The 19,599-nt window shown below is 63.4% G+C and carries 22 protein-coding genes; 9 read left to right on the forward strand and 13 right to left on the reverse strand.

The window, feature by feature from the left end; translation table 11 throughout:
• The first annotated feature begins 26 nt into the window (after positions 1-26).
• From odhB to sucD, 5 genes are all read left to right on the forward strand, one after another.
• Positions 27-1,283, forward strand: coding sequence for a 2-oxoglutarate dehydrogenase complex dihydrolipoyllysine-residue succinyltransferase (odhB, locus tag BI343_RS10750; RefSeq protein ID WP_071109716.1), 1,257 nt, complete (start codon positions 27-29; stop codon positions 1,281-1,283).
• Positions 1,284-1,336: 53 nt separating this feature from the next.
• Positions 1,337-1,522 (forward strand): hypothetical protein, encoded by a 186-nt coding sequence (locus BI343_RS10755; RefSeq protein WP_071109688.1) that lies wholly within the window; start codon positions 1,337-1,339, stop codon positions 1,520-1,522.
• Positions 1,523-1,538: 16 nt separating this feature from the next.
• On the forward strand, positions 1,539-2,972 hold the full coding sequence (lpdA, locus tag BI343_RS10760; RefSeq protein WP_071109689.1) for a dihydrolipoyl dehydrogenase: 1,434 nt from the start codon (positions 1,539-1,541) through the stop codon (positions 2,970-2,972).
• Positions 2,973-3,132: 160 nt separating this feature from the next.
• Positions 3,133-4,305, forward strand: a complete 1,173-nt coding sequence (sucC, locus tag BI343_RS10765; RefSeq protein WP_043624884.1) for an ADP-forming succinate--CoA ligase subunit beta — start codon at positions 3,133-3,135, stop codon at positions 4,303-4,305.
• Between the two features lie 27 nt (positions 4,306-4,332).
• Positions 4,333-5,217: a succinate--CoA ligase subunit alpha gene (gene sucD, locus BI343_RS10770; protein ID WP_071109690.1), complete on the forward strand. Its 885-nt coding sequence runs from the start codon at positions 4,333-4,335 to the stop codon at positions 5,215-5,217.
• Positions 5,218-5,480: 263 nt separating this feature from the next.
• On the opposite strand, the gene BI343_RS10775 is transcribed toward sucD, so the two are convergent.
• Both BI343_RS10775 and BI343_RS20020 read right to left on the reverse strand, forming a co-directional pair.
• A complete protein-coding gene (locus tag BI343_RS10775; protein WP_161792997.1) occupies positions 5,481-6,125 on the reverse strand; it encodes a TetR/AcrR family transcriptional regulator in 645 nt (214 codons plus the stop codon).
• Positions 6,126-6,178: 53 nt separating this feature from the next.
• Positions 6,179-6,586, reverse strand: a complete 408-nt coding sequence (locus tag BI343_RS20020) for a hypothetical protein (protein WP_071109691.1) — start codon at positions 6,584-6,586, stop codon at positions 6,179-6,181.
• Here BI343_RS20020 and BI343_RS10785 point away from each other — a divergent pair.
• The 4 genes from BI343_RS10785 (at position 6,548) to BI343_RS10800 (ending at position 12,087) form a co-directional block, all read left to right on the forward strand.
• Positions 6,548-7,420: a LysR family transcriptional regulator gene (locus tag BI343_RS10785; protein WP_169829004.1), complete on the forward strand. Its 873-nt coding sequence runs from the start codon at positions 6,548-6,550 to the stop codon at positions 7,418-7,420. The genes BI343_RS20020 and BI343_RS10785 overlap by 39 nt on opposite strands.
• Positions 7,421-7,552: 132 nt before the next feature.
• On the forward strand, positions 7,553-9,439 hold the full coding sequence (locus BI343_RS10790) for a methyl-accepting chemotaxis protein (RefSeq protein ID WP_071109692.1): 1,887 nt from the start codon (positions 7,553-7,555) through the stop codon (positions 9,437-9,439).
• 217 nt (positions 9,440-9,656) lie between these two features.
• Positions 9,657-11,540: a methyl-accepting chemotaxis protein gene (locus BI343_RS10795; RefSeq protein WP_071109693.1), complete on the forward strand. Its 1,884-nt coding sequence runs from the start codon at positions 9,657-9,659 to the stop codon at positions 11,538-11,540.
• Between the two features lie 106 nt (positions 11,541-11,646).
• Positions 11,647-12,087, forward strand: coding sequence for a hypothetical protein (locus BI343_RS10800; RefSeq protein ID WP_071109694.1), 441 nt, complete (start codon positions 11,647-11,649; stop codon positions 12,085-12,087).
• Here BI343_RS10800 and BI343_RS10805 read toward each other — a convergent pair.
• The 11 genes from BI343_RS10805 to BI343_RS10855 form a co-directional block, all read right to left on the reverse strand.
• The gene (locus BI343_RS10805) at positions 12,084-12,542 is read right to left on the reverse strand and encodes an LEA/WHy family protein (protein ID WP_071109695.1); all 459 of its coding nucleotides are present in this window, start codon (positions 12,540-12,542) and stop codon (positions 12,084-12,086) included. The two genes, BI343_RS10800 and BI343_RS10805, sit on opposite strands and share 4 nt — an antisense overlap.
• Before the next feature lie 38 nt (positions 12,543-12,580).
• A complete protein-coding gene (locus tag BI343_RS10810) occupies positions 12,581-12,964 on the reverse strand; it encodes a hypothetical protein (RefSeq protein ID WP_139165709.1) in 384 nt (127 codons plus the stop codon).
• Positions 12,965-13,018: 54 nt separating this feature from the next.
• Positions 13,019-13,633, reverse strand: coding sequence for a uridine kinase (gene udk, locus BI343_RS10815; protein WP_043628282.1), 615 nt, complete (start codon positions 13,631-13,633; stop codon positions 13,019-13,021).
• Positions 13,634-13,736: 103 nt separating this feature from the next.
• A complete protein-coding gene (locus BI343_RS10820) occupies positions 13,737-14,372 on the reverse strand; it encodes a glutathione S-transferase family protein (RefSeq protein ID WP_071109697.1) in 636 nt (211 codons plus the stop codon).
• 127 nt (positions 14,373-14,499) lie between these two features.
• A complete protein-coding gene (gene iscX, locus BI343_RS10825) occupies positions 14,500-14,694 on the reverse strand; it encodes a Fe-S cluster assembly protein IscX (RefSeq protein WP_071109698.1) in 195 nt (64 codons plus the stop codon).
• Between the two features lie 16 nt (positions 14,695-14,710).
• Positions 14,711-15,052, reverse strand: a complete 342-nt coding sequence (fdx, locus tag BI343_RS10830; protein ID WP_071109699.1) for an ISC system 2Fe-2S type ferredoxin — start codon at positions 15,050-15,052, stop codon at positions 14,711-14,713.
• A gap of 9 nt (positions 15,053-15,061) precedes the next feature.
• Complete coding sequence (gene hscA, locus BI343_RS10835) at positions 15,062-16,921, reverse strand: Fe-S protein assembly chaperone HscA (protein WP_071109700.1); 1,860 nt, start codon at positions 16,919-16,921, stop codon at positions 15,062-15,064.
• Positions 16,922-16,967: 46 nt separating this feature from the next.
• On the reverse strand, positions 16,968-17,495 hold the full coding sequence (gene hscB / locus BI343_RS10840; protein WP_071109701.1) for a Fe-S protein assembly co-chaperone HscB: 528 nt from the start codon (positions 17,493-17,495) through the stop codon (positions 16,968-16,970).
• A 93-nt stretch (positions 17,496-17,588) separates the two neighbouring features.
• Entirely contained in the window at positions 17,589-17,912 is a 324-nt protein-coding gene (iscA, locus tag BI343_RS10845; protein ID WP_043628271.1) for an iron-sulfur cluster assembly protein IscA, read from the reverse strand.
• Positions 17,913-17,925: 13 nt separating this feature from the next.
• Positions 17,926-18,309: a Fe-S cluster assembly scaffold IscU gene (iscU, locus tag BI343_RS10850; RefSeq protein WP_043628269.1), complete on the reverse strand. Its 384-nt coding sequence runs from the start codon at positions 18,307-18,309 to the stop codon at positions 17,926-17,928.
• A 60-nt stretch (positions 18,310-18,369) separates the two neighbouring features.
• Entirely contained in the window at positions 18,370-19,587 is a 1,218-nt protein-coding gene (locus tag BI343_RS10855) for an IscS subfamily cysteine desulfurase (RefSeq protein WP_043628267.1), read from the reverse strand.
• Positions 19,588-19,599 lie beyond the last annotated feature (12 nt).

A 19,599-nucleotide genomic window follows, 5' to 3' on the forward strand; every position in this document is an offset into this window, starting at 1 on the left:
GCGGCCGCTCCTCCATGGAGAAGAACATGCTGATTGAAGTCCAAGTTCCGCAACTGCCGGAATCCGTATCCGAAGCCACGCTGATGAGCTGGCACAAGAAGGTCGGCGAATTCGTCAACCGCGACGAAAACCTGATCGACCTGGAAACCGACAAAGTGGTGCTGGAACTGCCGGCGCCGCAAGCCGGCGTGCTGGTGGAAATCGTCCAGCAGGACGGCGCGACCGTGACCTCTGGCCAGCTGATCGCCAAGATCGACACCGCCGCCAAGGCAGGCGCAGCCGCTCCGGCCGCAGCCGCCGCCCCGGCGCCCGCCGCCGCGCCGGCTCCGGTTCAGGCCGCCGCCCCGGTTGCCGGCGCCGCCGCCATGCCGTCCGCCGCCAAGCTGGCCGCCGAAACCGGCGTCGATCTGTCCAAAGTGGCCGGCTCCGGCCGCGATGGCCGCGTGCTGAAGGAAGACGTGCAAGCCGCCGCCAAATCCGCCGCGCCGTCGCAGGCCGGCCCGGTGATCGCCCCGGCCGCCAGCGCCGGCGTCGCCCTGGCTTCCACGCCGTCCGCCGTCAACGTCGCCGGCATCCTGTCCGGCCGTCCGGAGCAGCGCGTGCCGATGTCCCGCCTGCGCCAGCGCGTGGCCGAGCGTCTGGTCATGAGCCAACAGACCAACGCCATCCTCACCACCTTCAATGAAGTGAACATGAAGCCGGTGATGGACCTGCGCAACAAGTACAAAGAGAAGTTCGAGAAAGAGCACGGCATCAAGCTGGGCTTCATGGGCTTCTTCGTCAAGGCCGTGGTCGCCGCGCTGAAGAAATACCCCATCGTCAACGCTTCGGTGGATGGCAACGACATCGTCTACCACGGCTACTTCGACGTGGGCGTGGCCGTGGGCAGCCCGCGCGGCCTGGTGGTGCCGGTGATCCGCAACGCCGACCAGCTGTCCCTGGCCGAGATCGAGAAGCAGATCGCCGACTTCGGCAAGCGCGCCCAGGAAGGCAAGCTGACCGTGGAAGAGCTGACCGGCGGCACTTACACCATCTCCAACGGCGGCACCTTCGGTTCGATGATGTCCACCCCCATCATCAACCCGCCGCAATCGGCGATCCTGGGCATGCATGCCACCAAGGAGCGCGCCGTGGTTGAGAACGGTCAAGTGGTGGTGCGCCCGATGATGTATCTTGCCCAATCCTACGACCACCGCATCATCGACGGTCGCGAAGCGGTGCTGAGCCTGGTGGCCATCAAGGACGCCATCGAGGATCCGGCGCGTCTGCTGCTCGACCTGTGATGAACCGGGCCGGCGCAAGCCGGCCTGTCTGATATTTCACGAACGGAGCAAACATGAATCTGCCGGATTGGCTTTACGCACTCGCCTCGGTACTGGCTGGCGTGGCGCTGCTTTTCCTGACCTGGAAAAAGCGCCAGCAAGGCGTGCGGGAGAGCTATTACAACCTGTTCGGCAAGATCGTCATCGCGCTGTTCATGATTGCTTTCGGGGCCTTGCTGTTCAAAGTCGGCAAGGCCTGACCCCAAGGGAAATCCCATGAGCCAACAGTTTGATGTGGTAGTGATCGGCGGCGGTCCCGGCGGTTATGTCGCGGCCATCCGCGCGGCCCAGCTGGGCTTCAACACCGCTTGCGTGGACCTGTTCAAGAACCCGGAAGGCAAGCCTTCCCTCGGCGGCACCTGCCTGAACGTCGGTTGCATTCCGTCCAAGGCGCTGCTGCAGTCGTCGGAAAACTTCCACGCCGTGCAGCATGATTTCGCCAAGCACGGCATCAGCGTGTCCGGCGCCAAGATGGACGTGGGCCAGATGCTGGCCCGCAAGACCGAGATCATCACCAAGAACGCCGCCGGCATCAGCTTCCTGTTCAAGAAGAACAAGGTCGCCAACATCCATGGCCTGGCCAGCTTCAAGGGCCGCCAGGGCGACAAGTGGCTGATCGAAGTCACCGACAATGGCGCGGTGGTGGATACCCTGGAAGCCGTCCACGTGATCGTGGCCACCGGCTCCAGCCCGCGCGCGCTGCCGGGCCTGGCCACCGACAACCAGCTGGTGCTGGACAACGAAGGCGCGCTGGCGCTGACGGCGGTGCCCAAGCGCCTGGGCGTGATCGGCGCCGGCGTGATCGGCCTGGAAATGGGTAGCGTCTGGAAGCGCCTGGGCGCCGAAGTGACCATTCTGGAAGCGATGCCGACCTTCCTGGCTGCTGCCGACCAACAGATCGCCAAGGAAGCGTTCAAGACGCTGACCCGCGACACCGGCCTGGACATCAAGCTGGGCGTGAAGATCGGCGAGATCAAGACCGGCAAGAAGAGCGTCACCGTCAATTACGAACTGAACGGCGAAGCGGTGAAGGCCGAGTTCGACAAGCTGATCGTGTCCATCGGCCGCGTGCCGAACACCCAGGGTCTGGGCGCCGAGGTGGTGGGGCTGCAACTGGACGAGCGCGGCTTCGTCGCCGTGGACGAGCACTGCCATAGCAATCTGCCCAATGTGTGGGCGATCGGCGACGTGGTGCGCGGCCCGATGCTGGCGCACAAGGCGTCGGAAGAGGGCGTGGCCGTGGCCGAGCGCATCGCCGGCCAGAAGCCGCATGTCGATTTCGGCGTGATTCCGTGGGTGATCTACACCTCGCCGGAAATCGCCTGGGTCGGCAAGACCGAGGAGCAGCTGAAGGCCGAGGGCATCGAGTACAAGAAGGGCACTTCCGGTTTCGGCGCCAACGGCCGCGCACTGGGCCTGGGCCAGGCGCAAGGCATGGTCAAGATCCTGGCGGACGCCAAGACCGACCGCATCCTGGGCCTGCACATGATAGGCCCGATGGTGTCCGAGCTGGTGAGCGAGGGCGTGGTGTCGATGGAGTTCAAGGCCGCCAGCGAAGACCTGGCGCGCATCATCCACGCCCACCCGTCTTTGTCCGAAGTGATCCACGAAGCCGCGCTCGCCGCCGACAAGCGCGCGTTGCACGGTTGAGTGAACACGGGTCGTGTACAATGCGCACGACCCAACCGGGAACGGGCCGAGATGCCAGCCGGGGGGCTGGCGCGGCCTGCGCCAACAAGGTTTGGCAAGCGATCAAGGAATAGAGGCAGAGGCGCATGCCCGCCATCATTTCCCCGAAAGGAAACCATAGATGAACCTGCATGAATACCAAGCGAAAGAGCTGCTGAGCCGTTACGGCCTGCCGGTGCAACAAGGCATTCTGGCCACGTCGCCGGAAGAAGCGGCTGCCGCCTACGACAAGCTGGGCGGCAAATTCGCCGTCGTGAAGGCCCAGGTGCACGCCGGCGGCCGCGGCAAGGCGGGCGGCGTGAAAGTGGTGAAGAGCCGCGAAGAAGCCGCTGAAGTCGCCAAGACCCTGATCGGCACCAATCTGGTGACTTATCAGACAGACGCCGCCGGCCAGCCGGTGAACTCGGTTCTGGTCTGCGAAGACATGTACCCGGTGCAGCGCGAACTGTACCTGGGCGCCGTGGTGGACCGCGGCAGCCAGCGCGTCGTGTTCATGGTTTCCACCGAAGGCGGCGTGGAAATCGAAAAAGTGGCCGAAGAGACCCCGGAAAAGATCATCAAGATCGAGATCGATCCGCTGGTGGGCATGCAGCCGTTCCAGGCGCGCGACGCCGCTTTCGCGCTGGAACTGAAGGGCGAGCAAGTCGCTTCCTTCACCAAGCTGATGCTGGGCGCTTACAAGGCCTTCGTCGAGAACGACTTCGCCCTGTTCGAAGTCAACCCGCTGGCGCTGCGCGAAAACGGCCAACTGGCCTGCGTGGACGGCAAGATCAATCTGGACTCCAACGCCCTGTACCGCCACCCGGACCTGCTGGCCATGCGCGACAAGAGCCAGGAGAACGAGCGCGAAGTGAAGGCTTCCGAGTTCGACCTGAACTACGTGGCGCTGGAAGGCAATATCGGCTGCATGGTGAACGGCGCCGGCCTGGCGATGGCCACCATGGACATCATCAAGCTGAAGGGCGGCCAGCCGGCCAACTTCCTGGACGTGGGCGGCGGCGCCACCAAGGAGCGCGTGATCGAAGCGTTCAAGCTGATCCTGGCCGATACCTCGGTGCAAGGCGTGCTGATCAACATCTTCGGCGGCATCGTCCGCTGCGACATGATCGCCGAGGCCATCATCGCCGCTGTGAAGGAAGTGAACGTGACGGTGCCGGTGGTGGTGCGTCTGGAAGGCAACAACGCCGAACTGGGCGCCAAGATCCTGGACGAATCCGGTCTGAAACTGACTTCCGCCCAGGGTCTGAACGACGCTGCCGAGAAGATCGTCGCCGCCGTCAAGGCTGCTGCCTGAGACCCGCACTGAGCTGAGGAATACAAAATGAGCGTATTGGTAAACAAAGACACCAAAGTGCTGGTGCAAGGCTTCACTGGCAAGAACGGTACTTTCCACGCCGAACAGGCGCTGAAGGTCGGCACCAAGGTTGTGGGCGGCGTCACCCCGGGCAAGGGCGGTTCCGAGCACCTGGGCCTGCCGGTGTTCAACACCATGAAGGACGCCGTGCGTCAAACCCAGGCTGATGCCTCGGTGATCTACGTGCCCGCAGCCTTCGCCAAGGATTCCATCCTGGAAGCCATCGACAGCGGCGTGAAGCTGATCGTCTGCATCACCGAAGGCGTGCCGACCCTGGACATGCTGTACGTGAAGAAAGCCGTCGACGAAGCCGGCATCCGCCTGATCGGCCCGAACTGCCCCGGCATCATCACCCCGGGCGAGTGCAAGATCGGCATCATGCCGTGGCACATCCACAACCCGGGCCGCATCGGCATCGTGTCCCGCTCCGGCACCCTGACCTACGAAGCCGTGGCGCAAACCACCGCGCTGGGCCTGGGCCAGTCCACCTGCATCGGCATCGGCGGCGACCCGATCCCGGGCACCAGCCACATCGACGCGCTGAAGCTGTTCCAGGATGATCCGGATACCGACGCCATCGTGATGATCGGCGAAATCGGCGGTTCCGCCGAGGAGGAAGCGGCCGAGTTCGCCAAGTCCTACGTGACCAAGCCGGTGGTCGGCTACATCGCCGGCGTCACCGCGCCGAAGGGCAAGCGCATGGGCCACGCCGGCGCCATCATCTCCGGCGGCAAGGGCACGGCGGAAGAGAAGTTCAAGGCTTTCGAGCGCGCAGGCATCGCCTACACCCGCAGCCCGGCCGAAATCGGCAAGACCATGTTCGAACTCTTGAAGAGCAAGGGCATGATCTAAGCCCGGCTTGCCGGTCTGAACGAAAACACCCCGCGAGCGATCGCGGGGTGTTTTTTATCTTAAACCGTTAATGGCCACGGAATCACGCGGAAAGGCACGGACAAAATCCATCATGGCCTCGGCACCACGCCGAATGTCTGAAAATGGCGAGAACAGATCAGGTAGCAGCGGATCACCGCGCAAGGCGGGCAGGCGCATCGCCGGATTGGTTTTCTTTCCGTGTTCTTCCGTGTGTTTCCGTGGCTCAAAAGATTTGAGCTTGCTCAGGCATAGCGCGAGAACACTCGCTCGAACGGAGACTGGAAGCGCGGGCTGACGTAAGGCGCCAAGAGGAACATCAGGCTGCGGCAGCCGGACTGGATCAGCTTGTCCAGCTCAGCCGCGCTGGCGTTCTGCTTGATGGTGTTGACCCAGCCGGTTTGCACCATTTGGAAATGCTGCACCAGATGCGCCAGCTGCTGGTCGTCCACCAGCAGCATGCCTTGTTCGCGCAGGCTGGCGAACAGCTGCCCCAGCTTGCTGTTCAGCTGGCCGCGGGACAGCTGCTGATGTTCCTCTTCCAATTGCGGGTTGACGCAGAACAGGCTGGGCAGGCTCTTGGGCAGGAAGCGGAAGCTCCAGATATGGCGCAGCGTCTTTTCCATCGCCATCACCATCGCCTCGATCGAGTTGTTGTGGTTCAGCGCGGCGGACAATTGCTCCGCCATCCCCTTCACGTAGCGATGGTACAGCTCGTTGATGATCTCTTCCTTGTTGCGGAAGTGATAGTAGAGCTTGCCGGTGCTGATGTTCATCCGCTCGGCGATGTGATTGGTGGTGATGACGCGTTCGCCTTCCTGATTGAACAGCTGCAGGCTGGCCTCGACGATCTTGTTGAAGGTCTCCGATTGCGTGCCGCTCTTGCGCATGACAATTTCTTCCTGATGAAACATGGGTACGAGCGAGAGCCGGCTGCCGCGGATCAATCCGCCGCGCGCAGGGCGAGCAGGCACCCCGCCAGCGCCAGCGCGATCCATACCTCCAGACGGAAAAAGTCGAGGCAGGAAATCAGCGTGGCCTGCCGGGCCAGTTCGCCGGCCAGCACTCCAAGTCGCTGAGTATCGCTCAAATTGGGCAATTGTTCCCGTAAAAGATGCAAAGCGTCGTTAAATTGCCACGCATTCCACGAAAATCGCTCAGCCAGATGGTTGTAATGCAGCGCGTTGCGTTCCTGCATGAAAACGCTGGCCAGGGCCACCCCGGCGGAGATCGAAACCTGGCGCACGATGTTCTTGGTTTGATAGGCGTGGGCGAAGGCTGCCGGCGCGATGGTGCGGAAGGTGCTCTGCGCTTGCGCCGCCTCGATCTGAACAGCCTGGTGGCGCTGCACAGTTTGCTGAGCACGCGCAGCGTCAGCCAAAGCGCGGAGCAGCTGTGCCTGGGCCTGCCGGCGGTCAGCCATATCCTGGAGCGGCTGCGCGAACAGTGCGGCGCCCCGCTGCTGTGCCGCGATGGCCGGCGCATGGCGCCCACGCCTTATGCCGAGGCCTTGCTGCCGCAGCTGGAGGCATGGCTGGCGCAGGCGCAGCAGCTGATCGCGCCGCAGCCTTTCTATCCGTCGCGTCTAGAAGGCGCGTACCGGCTGGCGATGCCGGACCTTCTGGAGGCGGCGCTGTTGCCGCGGCTGATCTCCTCCCTGCAAGAACAAGCGCCTGGCCTATGCCTGCAGGTGCTGGCGATGCCGGAGTCCGAGGTGCCGGCCGCGCTGGACGAGCGGCGCATCGACGGCGCCATCGGCCATTTCCCGCAACTGCCTGCGCGTTTGAGCCGGCGGCGTCTGTTCCGCAGCCGCTTCGTCTGCGTGCACCACGCCGGCCGTCTGGCGCTGCCGCCGCATTTGTACACGTCCTATATAGGCAACGACGCCAGCCTGGTGGACGACTATCCGCGCGCGCATGGCCAGGCGCGGCGGGTGATCGCCTCCACCGCCAGTCTGCTGGCGATTCGCTTGCTGCTGGAGCGGCTGCCGGCGGTGGCGGTGCTGCCTGACTTGATCGCGCAAGTGTTGCGGGGAGGAGACGCCAGCCTGCGCTGGCGGCGGCTGGATGACGCCGATCTGGCGATAGAAGTGGCGCATGTCTGGCATCGGCGCCGCGACGCCGATCCCCTGCTGCAGTTCATCGACGGCCTGCTGTGGCAACAGAGCGCAGAATGGCGCGATTAAGCCCTATTGCCATTTTTCAACAAGAATGATTGAAATTCGCCGTTATTATTTAAATAGAATGTTATTTTTAACAATGCGCCGCAGCCAGCATGCCGGATAATAAGCTTTTTATATCAGTATCGGCTTATCATCATGCGCTCCATCCGACACAAGCTCATGCTGCTGACGGCGGCCTCCATTCTGGTGGCCACCCTCAGCGTCACCATCCTCGCTTGCCTGAATATCCGCAACCACGCCTACGACGAGGCCAAACGCGAAGTCACCCAGGTGCAGCAATTGCAAGGCGGCTTGGTGTCGGAATGGCTGACGGTGCGCAAGAACCTGATCGGCGCCAGCCTCAGCCGCGCCGGCGATCCGCAGGCCAGCTACTATCTGCAGCAGATCGCCAAGGGCGGCGGTTTCAACATCATCTACGCCGGCCACGGCGACAGCGGCGAAATGTTCTACTCCGTCCCCGGCCGCGCCAAGCCCAGCGCCGAATACCAGCCGGCCCAGCGGCCGTGGTACCAGCAGGCCAAGGCCGCAGGCGGCGTGATCGTCACCGATCCGTACAAAGACTCCGAGCCGGAAACCAAGGACAAGCTGGTGATCACCATCGCCGACAAGGCGCCGGGCCAGGAAATCGTCGTCGGCGGCGACATCCTGATCGAGAAACTGGTGAAGTCGGTGCTGGACATCAAGCTGGCGGGCGACGGCCACGCCTTCCTGCTGACCCGCCAGGGCAAGGTCATCGCCTATCCCAAGCCGGGCCAGGAGTTGAAGCCGATTGGCGAGCTGATTCCGGCTTTGGACGACAACCGTTTCCAGCAACTGGTGAACAGCGGCGAAGTGACGCCGCTGGAGATCGAGGGCAAGACCTTCCTGGTGGTGCTGCGTCAGGTGCCGGGCACCGATTGGGTGCTGGCGGTGGCGGCGGACGAAGCCGCGGTGCTGGCGCCGGTGACGCAGCTGATCTGGCTGATCGCCGGCGGCGTGGCCGTGGTGCTGCTGGTGCTGGTGTCGCTCAGTTCCGGCTATCTGGCCAAGCTGTTGCGCGGCCTGGTCCAGGTGCGCGACGCGATGCAGGAGATCGCGCAGGGCGAGGGCGATCTGACCCGCCGCATCGATGTGCAGGGCGATGACGAAGTGGCGCAGACCGCCAAGGCGTTCAACCTGTTTGTCGGCCGTTTGAACGGCATGTTCCGCGAACTGCGCGACGAGGCCGAGCAACTGGCGCAAGGTGTGATCGAAGTCGGCGGCGCGGTCAAGCAGGTGGCCGACGACTCGCATCGCCTGGCCGATATTTCCAGCTCCAACGCGGCGGCGATCGAAGAAGTGACCGTCAGCATCTCGCACATCGCCGATGCGACGCGCGAAACCGATTCGCTGGCGCGCAACACCGGCGAGCACTCGCGCGAGAGCGCCGGCGACATGCAGCGCATCAGCACCGAGATGGAGCATACCAGCCAGTCCGTAGGCGAGCTGTCTGCGCTGTTGGGCTCGCTGGAGCAGCGCTCGCAGGAGATTTCCAAGATCACCAGCGTGATCAGCGACATCGCCGATCAGACCAACCTCTTGGCGCTGAACGCGGCCATCGAGGCGGCCCGCGCCGGCGAACAGGGCCGCGGCTTCGCGGTGGTGGCGGACGAGGTGCGCAAGCTGGCGGAACGCACGGGCAAGGCGACGGTGGAAATCAGCGATATGGTGGAGAACATTCTCAGCGAAACCGGCAAGGCGGTGGGCAATATGCAGCGCACGGTGGGCGCGGTGGATACCAGCGTGGAATTGACCAGCCAGGCGCGCGGCCGCCTGATCGCCATCAGCGACGCCATGCAGCAAGTGATAGACAAGATCGGCGACGTGGCCTTGTCCACCAGCGAGCAGCACAACGCCACCACGGCGATGGCGCAAAGCACCGAGTCGATCAACAATCAGATTCTGGACTCCGACGCCGCGCTGCAGGGCGCGATGCAGACGCTGGAAGATTTGCGTCGCGTGGCGCGCACCATGCAGGACGCGTTTGGACGTTTCAAGCTATAACAAGATCGAGAAGCAGCCGGCCGGCAGTGTGGCGGAAGCGACATGTCGGCCGGTTATTGCTTATCTGTTGGTCAGGATGTTGGATTATTTTGCTTACGACTGGTCGCGCAATTTGTAACTGTGATTTACAATTTGCCGCGTTTTGAGGCTCGCTGCCAGCGCAGGTTCTGCGCGGGCGGTGTGGGGCCGGCCCATCGTCGATGAAAAGCGCAATGCCATGAAATCCATCCGAAGCAAGATCGCCCTGCTGTTGGCGCTGGCCATATTGGTCGCTACCTGCGCCACAGCCGTCAGCGCCTATCTGAAATTCCGCAGCAATCTGTCCGACAGCATCGATGCCCAGCTCGATCTGGCCATCAGCGGACAGCAGCGCTTCGTCTCCAATTGGCTGGAGCAGCGCCGGCAGATCATCGCCAGCGCCGTGCGCCATGGCGGAGAAGCCGATCCCACCCTCTATCTGCAGCAACTGGCCGAGGCCGGCGGCTATATCCAGATTTTCGTCGGCGACGGCGACACCAAGGGCATGGTCTATTCCATCCCCGGCAAGCAAAAGCCCAGCCCGGAATACGATCCCGCCTCGCGCGGCTGGTTCAAGACCGCCAAGGCCAAGGGCGGCGTGATCGTGACGCCGCCGTACAAGCCCGCCAGCGCCACCATCAACGATCTGGTCATCACCGTGGCCCAGGCCTTGCCGGCCGGCAACAAGGTGGTGGGCGGCGACATCGCCATCGGCCAGCTGGTGAAGTCGGTCTTGTCCGTGTCCTTGCCGGGCAATGGCTTTGTGTTCCTGATGGGCAAGGATGGCAAACTGATTGCTTATCCCAAGCCGGATACGGCCTTGAAGCCGCTGTCCGACCTGATGCCGGGCATGGATGCGGATCACATCGCCAGCCTGTTGGACAAGAAGGAAGCGGCCGAGGTGGAGCTGGACGGCGGACGCCGCTTGCTGCGCCTGAGCCCGGTGGAAGGCAGCGACTGGGTGCTGGGCGTGGTGGTGGACAGCGAACTGCGCGACGCGCCGCTGCGGCAGATGATGGTCGATATGGTGATCGAACTGCTGGTGGTGCTGGCTGCGATGCTGCTGCTGGCCGGCGCGTATCTGGGACGCTTGCTGAAGGGCCTGGTCCAGGTGCGCGACGCGCTGCGCGAGATTTCGCAAGGCGAGGGCGATCTGACCCGCCGCATCGGCGCGGAAGGGGAAGACGAAGTGGCGCAGATGGCCGAGGCCTTCAACCAGTTCGTCGAGCGATTGAACCGCATGTTCCGCGAGCTGCGCGGCGAAGCCGAACAGCTGACCCAGGGCGTGATCTCGGTCGGCGCGGTGGTGGCCAAGGTGGCCGAGGATTCGCATGCGCTGGCTGATATTTCCAGTTCCAACGCGGCGGCGATTGAAGAAGTGACCGTCAGCATCTCGCACATCGCCGACGCCACGCGCGAAACCGATGAGCTGGCGCGCGATACCGGCGCCCACTCCCAGGCCAGCGCCGAGGAGCTGCAGCGCATCAGCGGCGAGATGGCGCGCACTAGCCAGTCGGTGGGCGAGCTGGCCGGACTGCTGGCGGCGCTGGAGCAGCGCTCGCAGGAGATTTCCAAGATCACCAGCGTGATCCGCGACATTGCCGATCAGACCAATCTGCTGGCCCTGAACGCCGCGATTGAAGCCGCGCGCGCCGGCGAGCAGGGGCGCGGCTTCGCCGTGGTGGCCGACGAGGTGCGCAAGCTGGCGGAGCGCACCGGCACGGCCACGGTGGAGATCGGCAATATGGTGCAGAACATTCTGTCCGAAACCGGCAAGGCGGTGGGCAATATGGAGCGCACCATCCAGTCGGTGGACAGCAGCGCCAGCCAGACCGAACAGGCGCGATCGCGCTTGGTGGACATCACCCGCGCGATGGGCCAGGTAGTGGACAAGATTGGCGATGTCGCCCTGTCCACCGGCGAGCAGCACAACGCCACCACGGCGATGGCGCAGAGCACCGAGTCGATCAACAACAAGATCCTCGATTCCGATGCCGCGCTGCAGGAGGCGCAGCAAACGCTGAATGCGCTGGATGGCGTGGCGCGCAGCATGCAGCAGGCCTTCAGCCGCTTCAAATTGTAAAAATCAGATGGTTTGATTTGCTACGCCAGCCCTTGGGCTGGCGTTTTTCATGCTCAGACGGGAAAATGGACGGCGTGATGCGTATCGGACAAGAAAAAGGCTGACAATGAACAAGCTGATGTTACCGCTGCTGCTGCTGGGCATGGCCGGCTGCTCCATGATTCCCACCCAGGAAGGCTACGCGCAAAAGGTATATCGCTGGCAGGGCCGCGACGCCAACGAAATGTTGAGCGTATGGGGGCCGCCCACCAAGACCATGCAAATGCCCAATGGCAATATGCTGTATTCGTATGTGAAAGAAAGCACGGTGCAGCAGCCGCTGACCGAGAACACTCGTTACGAGCCCGGCACCAAGGTGACCGTCACCGACAACAACGGCCAAGCCAAGGTGATCGAAACGCCGGGACGTTGGGTCAGCAATGGTTTCAGCGGCGGCGGCACCTACCAGTACCGCTGCGCCACCAATTTTGTGGTCGACAAGAAAACGCAGGAAGTGCTCAGCGTCAGCTTCGAGGGCAACGACTGCGTCGCCCCCTTGCAGCGTTAAGGCCTATTTTTCAGCGCGGGCAGTTGCCACTGCCCCTTGCTTTCGAACGGCAGGTCCGCCATGCCGTTCAGCCCTTGCAACTGGCCGTGGACATCGTAGTCCAGCTTGCCTCCCGGCAGCTGTTGCCAGTTGGCCAACTGGCGTATCCAGCCGGCCAGCGAGGTGCGCACCTGCAACTGCACCTGGCCTTCGCCGTTGGCGGGAATCGAGATCGGCTGATCGCTCATGCCGGTGCCCAGTTTCTCGCCCGCCACCGTCACTTCGAAGGTCAGGCCATTGGCTTTCAGCGGGATGGCGTTGGGGTTGCTGATGCGCAGCGTCACCAGGAAGTTCTGTTCGAACAGCGTGCTCTTGCCCGGTTCGATATTGCTGAGGCTGACTTGCGGTTTTTTCAGGCCCATGCTGCCGCAGCCGGCAAGCAACAGCATCAGCAGCGTGGTGGCGATCCATTTCATGAGGCGATGATCCAATGTGCAATAGCGAAAGGCGCATTCTACTGGCAGCGCATGTCGCCTTGTGTAAATGCATTGTGCGGAATTGTTAGCGTGCCAGCGCGCAAAAGCAACAGGCCATCCTCTGGATGGCCTGTTGCTTTTGCGGCTGCGTTCGCCAGAAACGCCTCTTCGGCGCCGGCTTCGCCCTGGCTGGCGGCGAGCGGATGGTCATCCCATTCGTTCCAGTCCTGCAGTTCGGCCCACAGCGCCTGTTTTTGCGCATGGCGCTGTCTGGAGCGGCTGGCCGCATGCGCCCCGCCTTTTTTCAATATCGGCGCGCAAGCCAGCGGATTGCGCGGTTTGATCGTATGCATGATAGTCCTTGTTGAGAATGCGCCGTGCGGCGCGCAGGCGATTTTGTGCCCGGCTGCGGCTGGCGTCAAGCAGGCAGCAAAAAGCCGCCCGCAGGCGGCCTTCGCGCAGGGGAGGACCGTCAGTCACACCATCAGGCTGGCCACTTTGGTGGTGATGATGTCCACCGCCGGATCGTTGGCGCCGTGCGGCAGGATCACGTCGGCGAAGCGCTTGGTCGGCTCGATGAACTGGTTGTGCATCGGGCGCACCGTGGTCAGGTATTGCTCGATCACGTTTTCCATGGTGCGGCCGCGCTCGGCGATGTCGCGCTTGAGGCGGCGGATGAAGCGGACGTCGGAATCGGTATCGACGAAGATTTTCAGCGACATCATTTCGCGCAGCGCGGCGTCGTACAGCGGAAACAGGCCTTCGATCACGATCACCGGCGCCGGTTGCACGGTGACGGTCTGGTCGGAGCGGGTGTGGTTGGCGAAGTCGTACACCGGCATTTCGATGGCGCGGCCGTTGCGCAGATCATCGATATGCGAAATCAGCAGCGGCCAGTCGAACGCCTGCGGGTGGTCGTAGTTGGTGCCCAGCCGCTGCTCGAAAGTCAGGTGGCTCTGGTCGCGATAGTAGTAGTCCTGGATGATTACCGCCGCCATCTCGGAACCAATGGTTTCCAGCACCTTGTTGGTAACCGTGGTTTTGCCGCTGCCGCTGCCGCCAGCAACGCCAATGATGAACGGGGTGCTCATGTTCGGATTTCCTTGATGTAATGAAAATATAAAAAACGCGCCATTCTAATGACTTATGGCGCGTTGTTCCACTCGATTTGCGACACCTTTCGACCACGATTCATCAAGCACGCCTGTTATTTTCCCGTTCGGCCGCCCGATACCACTCCTGCATGGCCGGCAAGCTGAGAATATGGCGCACGTAAGCCTCGGAAGCCGGAGGCAGCGCGACGTTATAGGTTTGGAAGCGGGTGCAGATCGGCGCGAAGAAGGCATCGGCGATGGTGAAATGGCCAAACAGAAAATCGCCGTCGGCGATATGGCTGGCGCGGTGTTCTTCCCATAGCGAAACGACGCGCGCGATGTCGGCCTCCACCGCCGGCGAGCTTTCGTAATCGATCTGCCGCAGGGTGATGTCCATCGACAGGCTGCGCCGCAGCGCCTCGAAGCCAGAATGGATTTCCGCCACGATGGAGCGGGCGACGGCGCGCAGCTTGGCGTCGTCCGGCCACAAGCGCGCTGCGGGAAAGCACTCGGCCAGATATTCGCAGATGGCCAGCGAATCCCAAACCCGCAGTTTGCCGTCCACCAGCACCGGCACTTTGCCGGCCGGATTGGCGGCCAGGATGCGCGCCTTGGTGTCGGATAGGAACAGGTCGATCTGCTGCTCCTGGAACGGCTCGTCCAGCATCTTCAGCACCAGCCAGGGACGCAGCGACCAAGAGGAGTAGTTCTTGTTGCCGATGATGAGGGTGAACATGGCGGCTCCGTGTCGGTTGCCGGCCCAGCGCCGGCGCGTATTCACCGATGATAAACCCGCTGCGGCGGATTGACACGCGCTGCCATGACAAAGGCCTCGCTTGGCGGGGCCTTGATGCGAAAGTGGTTTATTCCACCTCGTCTATCCATGCCTGCTGAATCGCCTCCAGCACGCGCTCGCCGCCGCGGCTGTGGTCGTCGTCAAAGCCGGGCAGGTCCACCACCCAGTTGTGCAGATCGACGAAGCGCACGGATTTGGGGTCCACCTCGGGATGGGCTTCGGCCAGTTCGATGGCGATGTCGTTAACGTCGGTCCATTTCATGCAGCTTGCCCTCCCTTCAGTGGTGCTCTCTAGCGTGGTTGATCGTGTACTTGGGAATCTCGATGACCAGGTCTTCGTCGGCGACGATGGCCTGGCAGGACAGGCGCGATTGCGCTTCCAGGCCCCAGGCCTTGTCCAGCAAATCTTCTTCCAGCTCGTCGGCCTCATTCAGCGAGTTGCCGCCCTCGCGCACGATGCAGTGGCAGGTGGTGCAGGCGCAGGACATTTCACAGGCGTGCTCGATTTCGATGTCGTGGGCGAGCAGCGCGTCGCAGATGCTTTGTCCGGTTTCGGCGTTGTCGATCACCGCGCCCTCGGGGCACAGGTCGGGATGGGGCAGAACAATGATTCGCGGCATGGCGAGTCCTTACAAATCGGTAATCTTGTGGCCCTTCAGCGCGCGGCGGATGTTGCGGTCCATGCGGCGGGCGGCGAAGGTTTCGGTAGCGTGGTTCAGCGCGGCGCTGGCCTCGTTGACGCGGCGGGTCTCGGCGGCGGCGATGGCGGCGTCCACGGCGGCGACGGCGGCGTCCACGGCGGCGCGCTCGGACTCATCCAGCAGATCGCCGTCCTGTTCCAAGGCGTTGCGCGTCGCGTCGCGCAGGCTTTCGGCATCGACGATGGCCTCGCGCAGCTTGCGCGCCTCGATGTCTTCCTGCACGTTGGCCATGGAGTCGGTCAGCATGCGGCTGATTTCGTCGTCAGACAGGCCGTAGGACGGCTTGACCTCGATGCTGGCCTCCACGCCGGACGTCTGCTCGCGGGCGGTGACGGACAAGAGGCCGTCGGCATCGACCTGGAAGGTGATGCGGATGCGCGCGGCGCCGGCTACCATGGGCGGAATGCCGGTCAGCACGAACTTGGCCAGGCTGCGGCAGTCGGAGACCAGCTCGCGCTCGCCCTGCAGCACGTGGATGGACATCGCGGTCTGGCCGTCCTTGAAGGTGGTGAAGTCCTGCGCGCGCGCCACCGGGATAGTGCTGTTGCGCGGGATGATCTTCTCGGTCAGGCCGCCCATGGTTTCGATGCCCAGCGACAGCGGCAGCACGTCCAGCAGCAGCCACTCGTCGTCCTGCTTGTTGCCGGCCAGCACATTGGCCTGGATGGCGGCGCCCAGCGCCACTACCTTGTCCGGGTCCAGATTGGTCAGCGGCGCGCGGCCAAAGTAATCGGCCACGGCTTTTTGCACGTGCGGCATGCGGGTGGCGCCGCCCACCATCACCACGCCCTGGATGTCCTCGGGCGCGAGCTTGGCGTCGCGCAGGGCCTTGCGCACCGGCTGCAGCGTCTTGTCCACCAGCGTCTTGGTGATGGCATGCAGCGTGGCCTGGTCCAGCTCCAGGTCCAGCGACTGGCCGTCCGACAGGTTGGCGGTGATGCGGGTGCTGGCGTGGTCGGTCAGCGCTTCCTTGGCTTCGCGGGCGCGGGTGTGCAAGAGGCGCATGTCGTGGGCCGACAGGCCGGACAGGCCGGCCGATTCGAGCATCCAACAGAATACGCGGTGGTCGAAGTCGTCGCCGCCCAGCGCCGAGTCGCCGCTGGTGGCCAGCACTTCGAACACGCCGCGGGTCAGCTTCAGGATGGACACGTCCAGCGTGCCGCCGCCCAGATCGTAGACCACGTAAGTCCCTTCGCTGCCGTTGTCCAGGCCGTAGGCGATGGCGGCGGCGGTGGGTTCGTTGAGCAGGCGCAGCACGTTCAGGCCGGCCAGGCGCGCGGCGTCCTTGGTGGCCTGGCGCTGGGCGTCGTCAAAGTAAGCCGGCACGGTGATCACGGCGCCGGTCAGTTCGCCGCCCAAGCTGGCTTCGGCGCGGTCTTTCAAGGCGCGCAGGATGTCGGCCGACACTTCCACCGGGCTCTTGACGCCGGCGCGGGTGACCAGTTGCACCATGCCCGGCGCGTCCACGAAACGATAAGGCAGGCTGCCGATGTCCTTGATGTCGCTGATGCCGCGGCCCATAAAGCGCTTGGCCGAGACCACGGTGTTGTGCGGATCGCGGTTCTGCTCGCGCTGGGCGTCGTAGCCCACCGCCAGCACGCCTTCGTCGCCGTAGCGCACCACCGACGGCAGCAGGCTGCGGCCATGCTCGTCGGGCAGGACGACGGAGGCGCCGCTGCGGACGGTGGCCACCAGCGAATTGGTGGTGCCAAGGTCGATGCCAACGGCCAGGCGGTGTTGGTGGGGAGCGGCGGAGAGGCCGGGTTCGGCGATTTGCAATAAGGCCATGTCTTGATCTTTATGTCGTTGCTCAGGGCGGCGTCGCGGCGGGAGCTTAGTCCAGCAGGCTCTCGATGGCGTCGCTGATTTCCTGGTCCAGCTTTTCCATGAAGCGCAATTTTCTCACCAGAACGGCCGCGCCGTCCAAGTCGCCGCGCAAGTCCAGCGCCGTTTCCAGCTCGGCCTGCATGGCCTTGACCTCGCCGCGCAGCCGGCGCGACAGCGACTCCAGCGCATCCACGCTGGCGCGTGCGTCGTCTATGTCCTCGCGCCATTCCATCTGCGCCATCAGGAAATCCGCCGGCATCCGGGTATTGTTTTCTTCCTGAGTGTCGACGCCGGACAGCTGCAACAGGTAGCGGGCGCGGTTCAGCGGGGATTTGAGGGTTTGATACGCCTCGTTGACGCGGGTGGCCAGCATCAGCGCGCTGCGTTTCTCGGCGTCGCCGGCGCTGGCATAGCGGTCCGGGTGAACCTGGGCGGCGGCGGCGCGCCAGGCGGCGTCAAGCGCGGCGGCATCCTGAGCGAAGCGGCGCGGCAGGCCGAACAGGGCGAAGAAGTCCTGATTGAAATCGTGGTTCATCTATGCGTCCGGAGCGAAGGGAGGAGCCGGAAAAACACAGGCGGAGCATGACGGCTTGCGCGTCCACGCTCCGCCCGGCGACGGTATCGGCAATCAGACGTTGAAGCTTTCGCCGCAGCCGCACTCGTTCTTGACGTTGGGGTTGTTGAACTTGAAGCCTTCGTTCAAACCCTCCTTGGCGTAGTCCAGCTCGGTGCCGTCCAGATAAGCCAGGCTCTTGGCGTCGGTGAAGATCGCCACGCCGTGGCTTTCGAAACGCACGTCGTCGCTGTTTTCGACATCGACGAATTCCAGCTTGTAAGCCATGCCGGAGCAGCCGGAGGTTTTCACACCCAGGCGCACGCCCAGGCCTTTGCCGCGCTTGGCGATAAAGGCGCTGATATGGGCGGCGGCGCGTTCGGAAAGAGTCAGTGCCATCGGTCGCCTCCGCTTACTTGCCGTGCTTCTGCTTGTAGTCTTCCACCGCTGCCTTGATCGCGTCTTCGGCCAGGATGGAGCAGTGGATTTTCACCGGCGGCAGCGCCAGCTCTTCGGCGATGGCGGTGTTCTTGATGCTCAGCGCCTCGTCCAGCGACTTGCCCTTCACCCACTCGGTCACCAGGGAGGAGGAGGCGATGGCGGAGCCGCAGCCGTAAGTCTTGAACTTGGCGTCTTCGATCACGCCGTCGGCGCCGACCTTGATCTGCAGCTTCATCACGTCGCCACAGGCCGGCGCGCCGACCATGCCGGTGCCGATGCTGTCGTCGCCCTTGTCGAAGGAACCGACGTTGCGCGGATTTTCGTAGTGATCCAACACTTTTTCGCTGTATGCCATTTTCTTGCTCCTGCAAGGCCGCGGCGGCAAGAGCGCCGCGGCCGGTAACTGGTTATCGGCTCAATGCGCCGCCCATTGAACGCTGTTCAGGTCCACGCCGTCCTTGTACATCTCCCACAGCGGCGACAGTTCGCGCAGCTTGCCGATCTTGGACTTCAACAGCGCGATGGCGTAGTCGATTTCTTCTTCGGTGGTGAAGCGGCCCAAGGTGAAGCGGATGGAGCTGTGCGCCATTTCGTCGTTGCGGCCCAAGGCGCGCAGCACGTAGGACGGCTCCAGCGAGGCGGAGGTGCAGGCGGAGCCGCTGGACACGGCCAGGTCCTTGATGGCCATGATCAGGCTTTCGCCCTCGACGAAGTTGAAGCTGACGTTGAGGTTGTGCGGCACGCGCTGGTCGATGTCGCCGTTGATGTACACCTCTTCCATGTCCTGGATGCCGCGCCACAGACGGTCGCGCAGCATGCGGATGCGCTCGTTCTCGCTGTCCATTTCCTCGCGGGCGAGGCGGAAAGCTTCGCCCATGCCGACGATCTGGTGGGTGGCCAGGGTGCCGGAGCGGAAGCCGCGCTCATGGCCGCCGCCGTGCATCTGCGCTTCGAGGCGCACGCGCGGCTTGCGGCGCACGTACAGCGCGCCTATGCCCTTGGGGCCGTAGGCCTTGTGCGCGGACAGGCTCATCAGGTCCACCTTCAGGGTGTTCAGGTCGATCTTGACCTTGCCCGGGGCCTGGGTGGCGTCGACGTGGAAGATGATGCCTTTTTCGCGGCAGATCTCGCCGATCTGCGGAATATCCTGGATCACGCCGATTTCATTGTTCACGTACATCACGGATACCACGATGGTATCCGGGCGGATGGCCGCCTTGAACGCCTCGATGTCCAGCAGGCCGTTTTCCTGCACGTCCATGTAAGTGACTTCAAAGCCCTGGCGCTCCAGTTCGCGACAGGTGTCCAGCACCGCCTTGTGCTCGGTCTTGACGGTGATGATGTGCTTGCCCTTGCTCTTGTAGAACTGGGCCGCGCCCTTGATCGCCAGGTTGTCGGACTCGGTGGCGCCGGAGGTCCAGACGATTTCCTTCGGGTCGGCTCCGATCAGCTTGGCCACTTCGGCGCGCGCGTTCTCGACGGCCTCTTCCGCTTCCCAGCCGAAGCTGTGGCTGCGCGAGGCGGGATTGCCGAACTTGCCGGTCAGATAGGGAATCATCTTTTCGGCTACGCGCGGGTCCACCGGGGTAGTAGCCGAGTAATCCAGATAGATCGGTAGCTTGAGCTGGCTCATACATTATCTCCG

Origin of the sequence: Chromobacterium amazonense (assembly GCF_001855565.1) — a bacterium.
In the GTDB taxonomy this organism is placed as follows: domain Bacteria; phylum Pseudomonadota; class Gammaproteobacteria; order Burkholderiales; family Chromobacteriaceae; genus Chromobacterium; species Chromobacterium amazonense.

Excerpts from the sequence above, each read along its gene's own strand:
- odhB (WP_071109716.1), top strand. The coding sequence starts at position 27 with ATGCTGATTGAAGTCCAAGTTCCGCAACTGCCGGAATCCGTATCCGAA.
- BI343_RS10755 (WP_071109688.1), top strand. The coding sequence starts at position 1,337 with ATGAATCTGCCGGATTGGCTTTACGCACTCGCCTCGGTACTGGCTGGC.
- lpdA (WP_071109689.1), top strand. The coding sequence starts at position 1,539 with ATGAGCCAACAGTTTGATGTGGTAGTGATCGGCGGCGGTCCCGGCGGT.
- sucC (WP_043624884.1), top strand. The coding sequence starts at position 3,133 with ATGAACCTGCATGAATACCAAGCGAAAGAGCTGCTGAGCCGTTACGGC.
- sucD (WP_071109690.1), top strand. The coding sequence starts at position 4,333 with ATGAGCGTATTGGTAAACAAAGACACCAAAGTGCTGGTGCAAGGCTTC.
- BI343_RS10775 (WP_161792997.1), bottom strand. The coding sequence starts at position 6,125 with ATGCGCAAGAGCGGCACGCAATCGGAGACCTTCAACAAGATCGTCGAG.
- BI343_RS10790 (WP_071109692.1), top strand. The coding sequence starts at position 7,553 with ATGCGCTCCATCCGACACAAGCTCATGCTGCTGACGGCGGCCTCCATT.
- BI343_RS10795 (WP_071109693.1), top strand. The coding sequence starts at position 9,657 with ATGAAATCCATCCGAAGCAAGATCGCCCTGCTGTTGGCGCTGGCCATA.
- BI343_RS10800 (WP_071109694.1), top strand. The coding sequence starts at position 11,647 with ATGAACAAGCTGATGTTACCGCTGCTGCTGCTGGGCATGGCCGGCTGC.
- BI343_RS10805 (WP_071109695.1), bottom strand. The coding sequence starts at position 12,542 with ATGAAATGGATCGCCACCACGCTGCTGATGCTGTTGCTTGCCGGCTGC.
- udk (WP_043628282.1), bottom strand. The coding sequence starts at position 13,633 with ATGAGCACCCCGTTCATCATTGGCGTTGCTGGCGGCAGCGGCAGCGGC.
- BI343_RS10820 (WP_071109697.1), bottom strand. The coding sequence starts at position 14,372 with ATGTTCACCCTCATCATCGGCAACAAGAACTACTCCTCTTGGTCGCTG.
- iscX (WP_071109698.1), bottom strand. The coding sequence starts at position 14,694 with ATGAAATGGACCGACGTTAACGACATCGCCATCGAACTGGCCGAAGCC.
- fdx (WP_071109699.1), bottom strand. The coding sequence starts at position 15,052 with ATGCCGCGAATCATTGTTCTGCCCCATCCCGACCTGTGCCCCGAGGGC.
- hscA (WP_071109700.1), bottom strand. The coding sequence starts at position 16,921 with ATGGCCTTATTGCAAATCGCCGAACCCGGCCTCTCCGCCGCTCCCCAC.
- hscB (WP_071109701.1), bottom strand. The coding sequence starts at position 17,495 with ATGAACCACGATTTCAATCAGGACTTCTTCGCCCTGTTCGGCCTGCCG.
- iscA (WP_043628271.1), bottom strand. The coding sequence starts at position 17,912 with ATGGCACTGACTCTTTCCGAACGCGCCGCCGCCCATATCAGCGCCTTT.
- iscU (WP_043628269.1), bottom strand. The coding sequence starts at position 18,309 with ATGGCATACAGCGAAAAAGTGTTGGATCACTACGAAAATCCGCGCAAC.
- BI343_RS10855 (WP_043628267.1), bottom strand. The coding sequence starts at position 19,587 with ATGAGCCAGCTCAAGCTACCGATCTATCTGGATTACTCGGCTACTACC.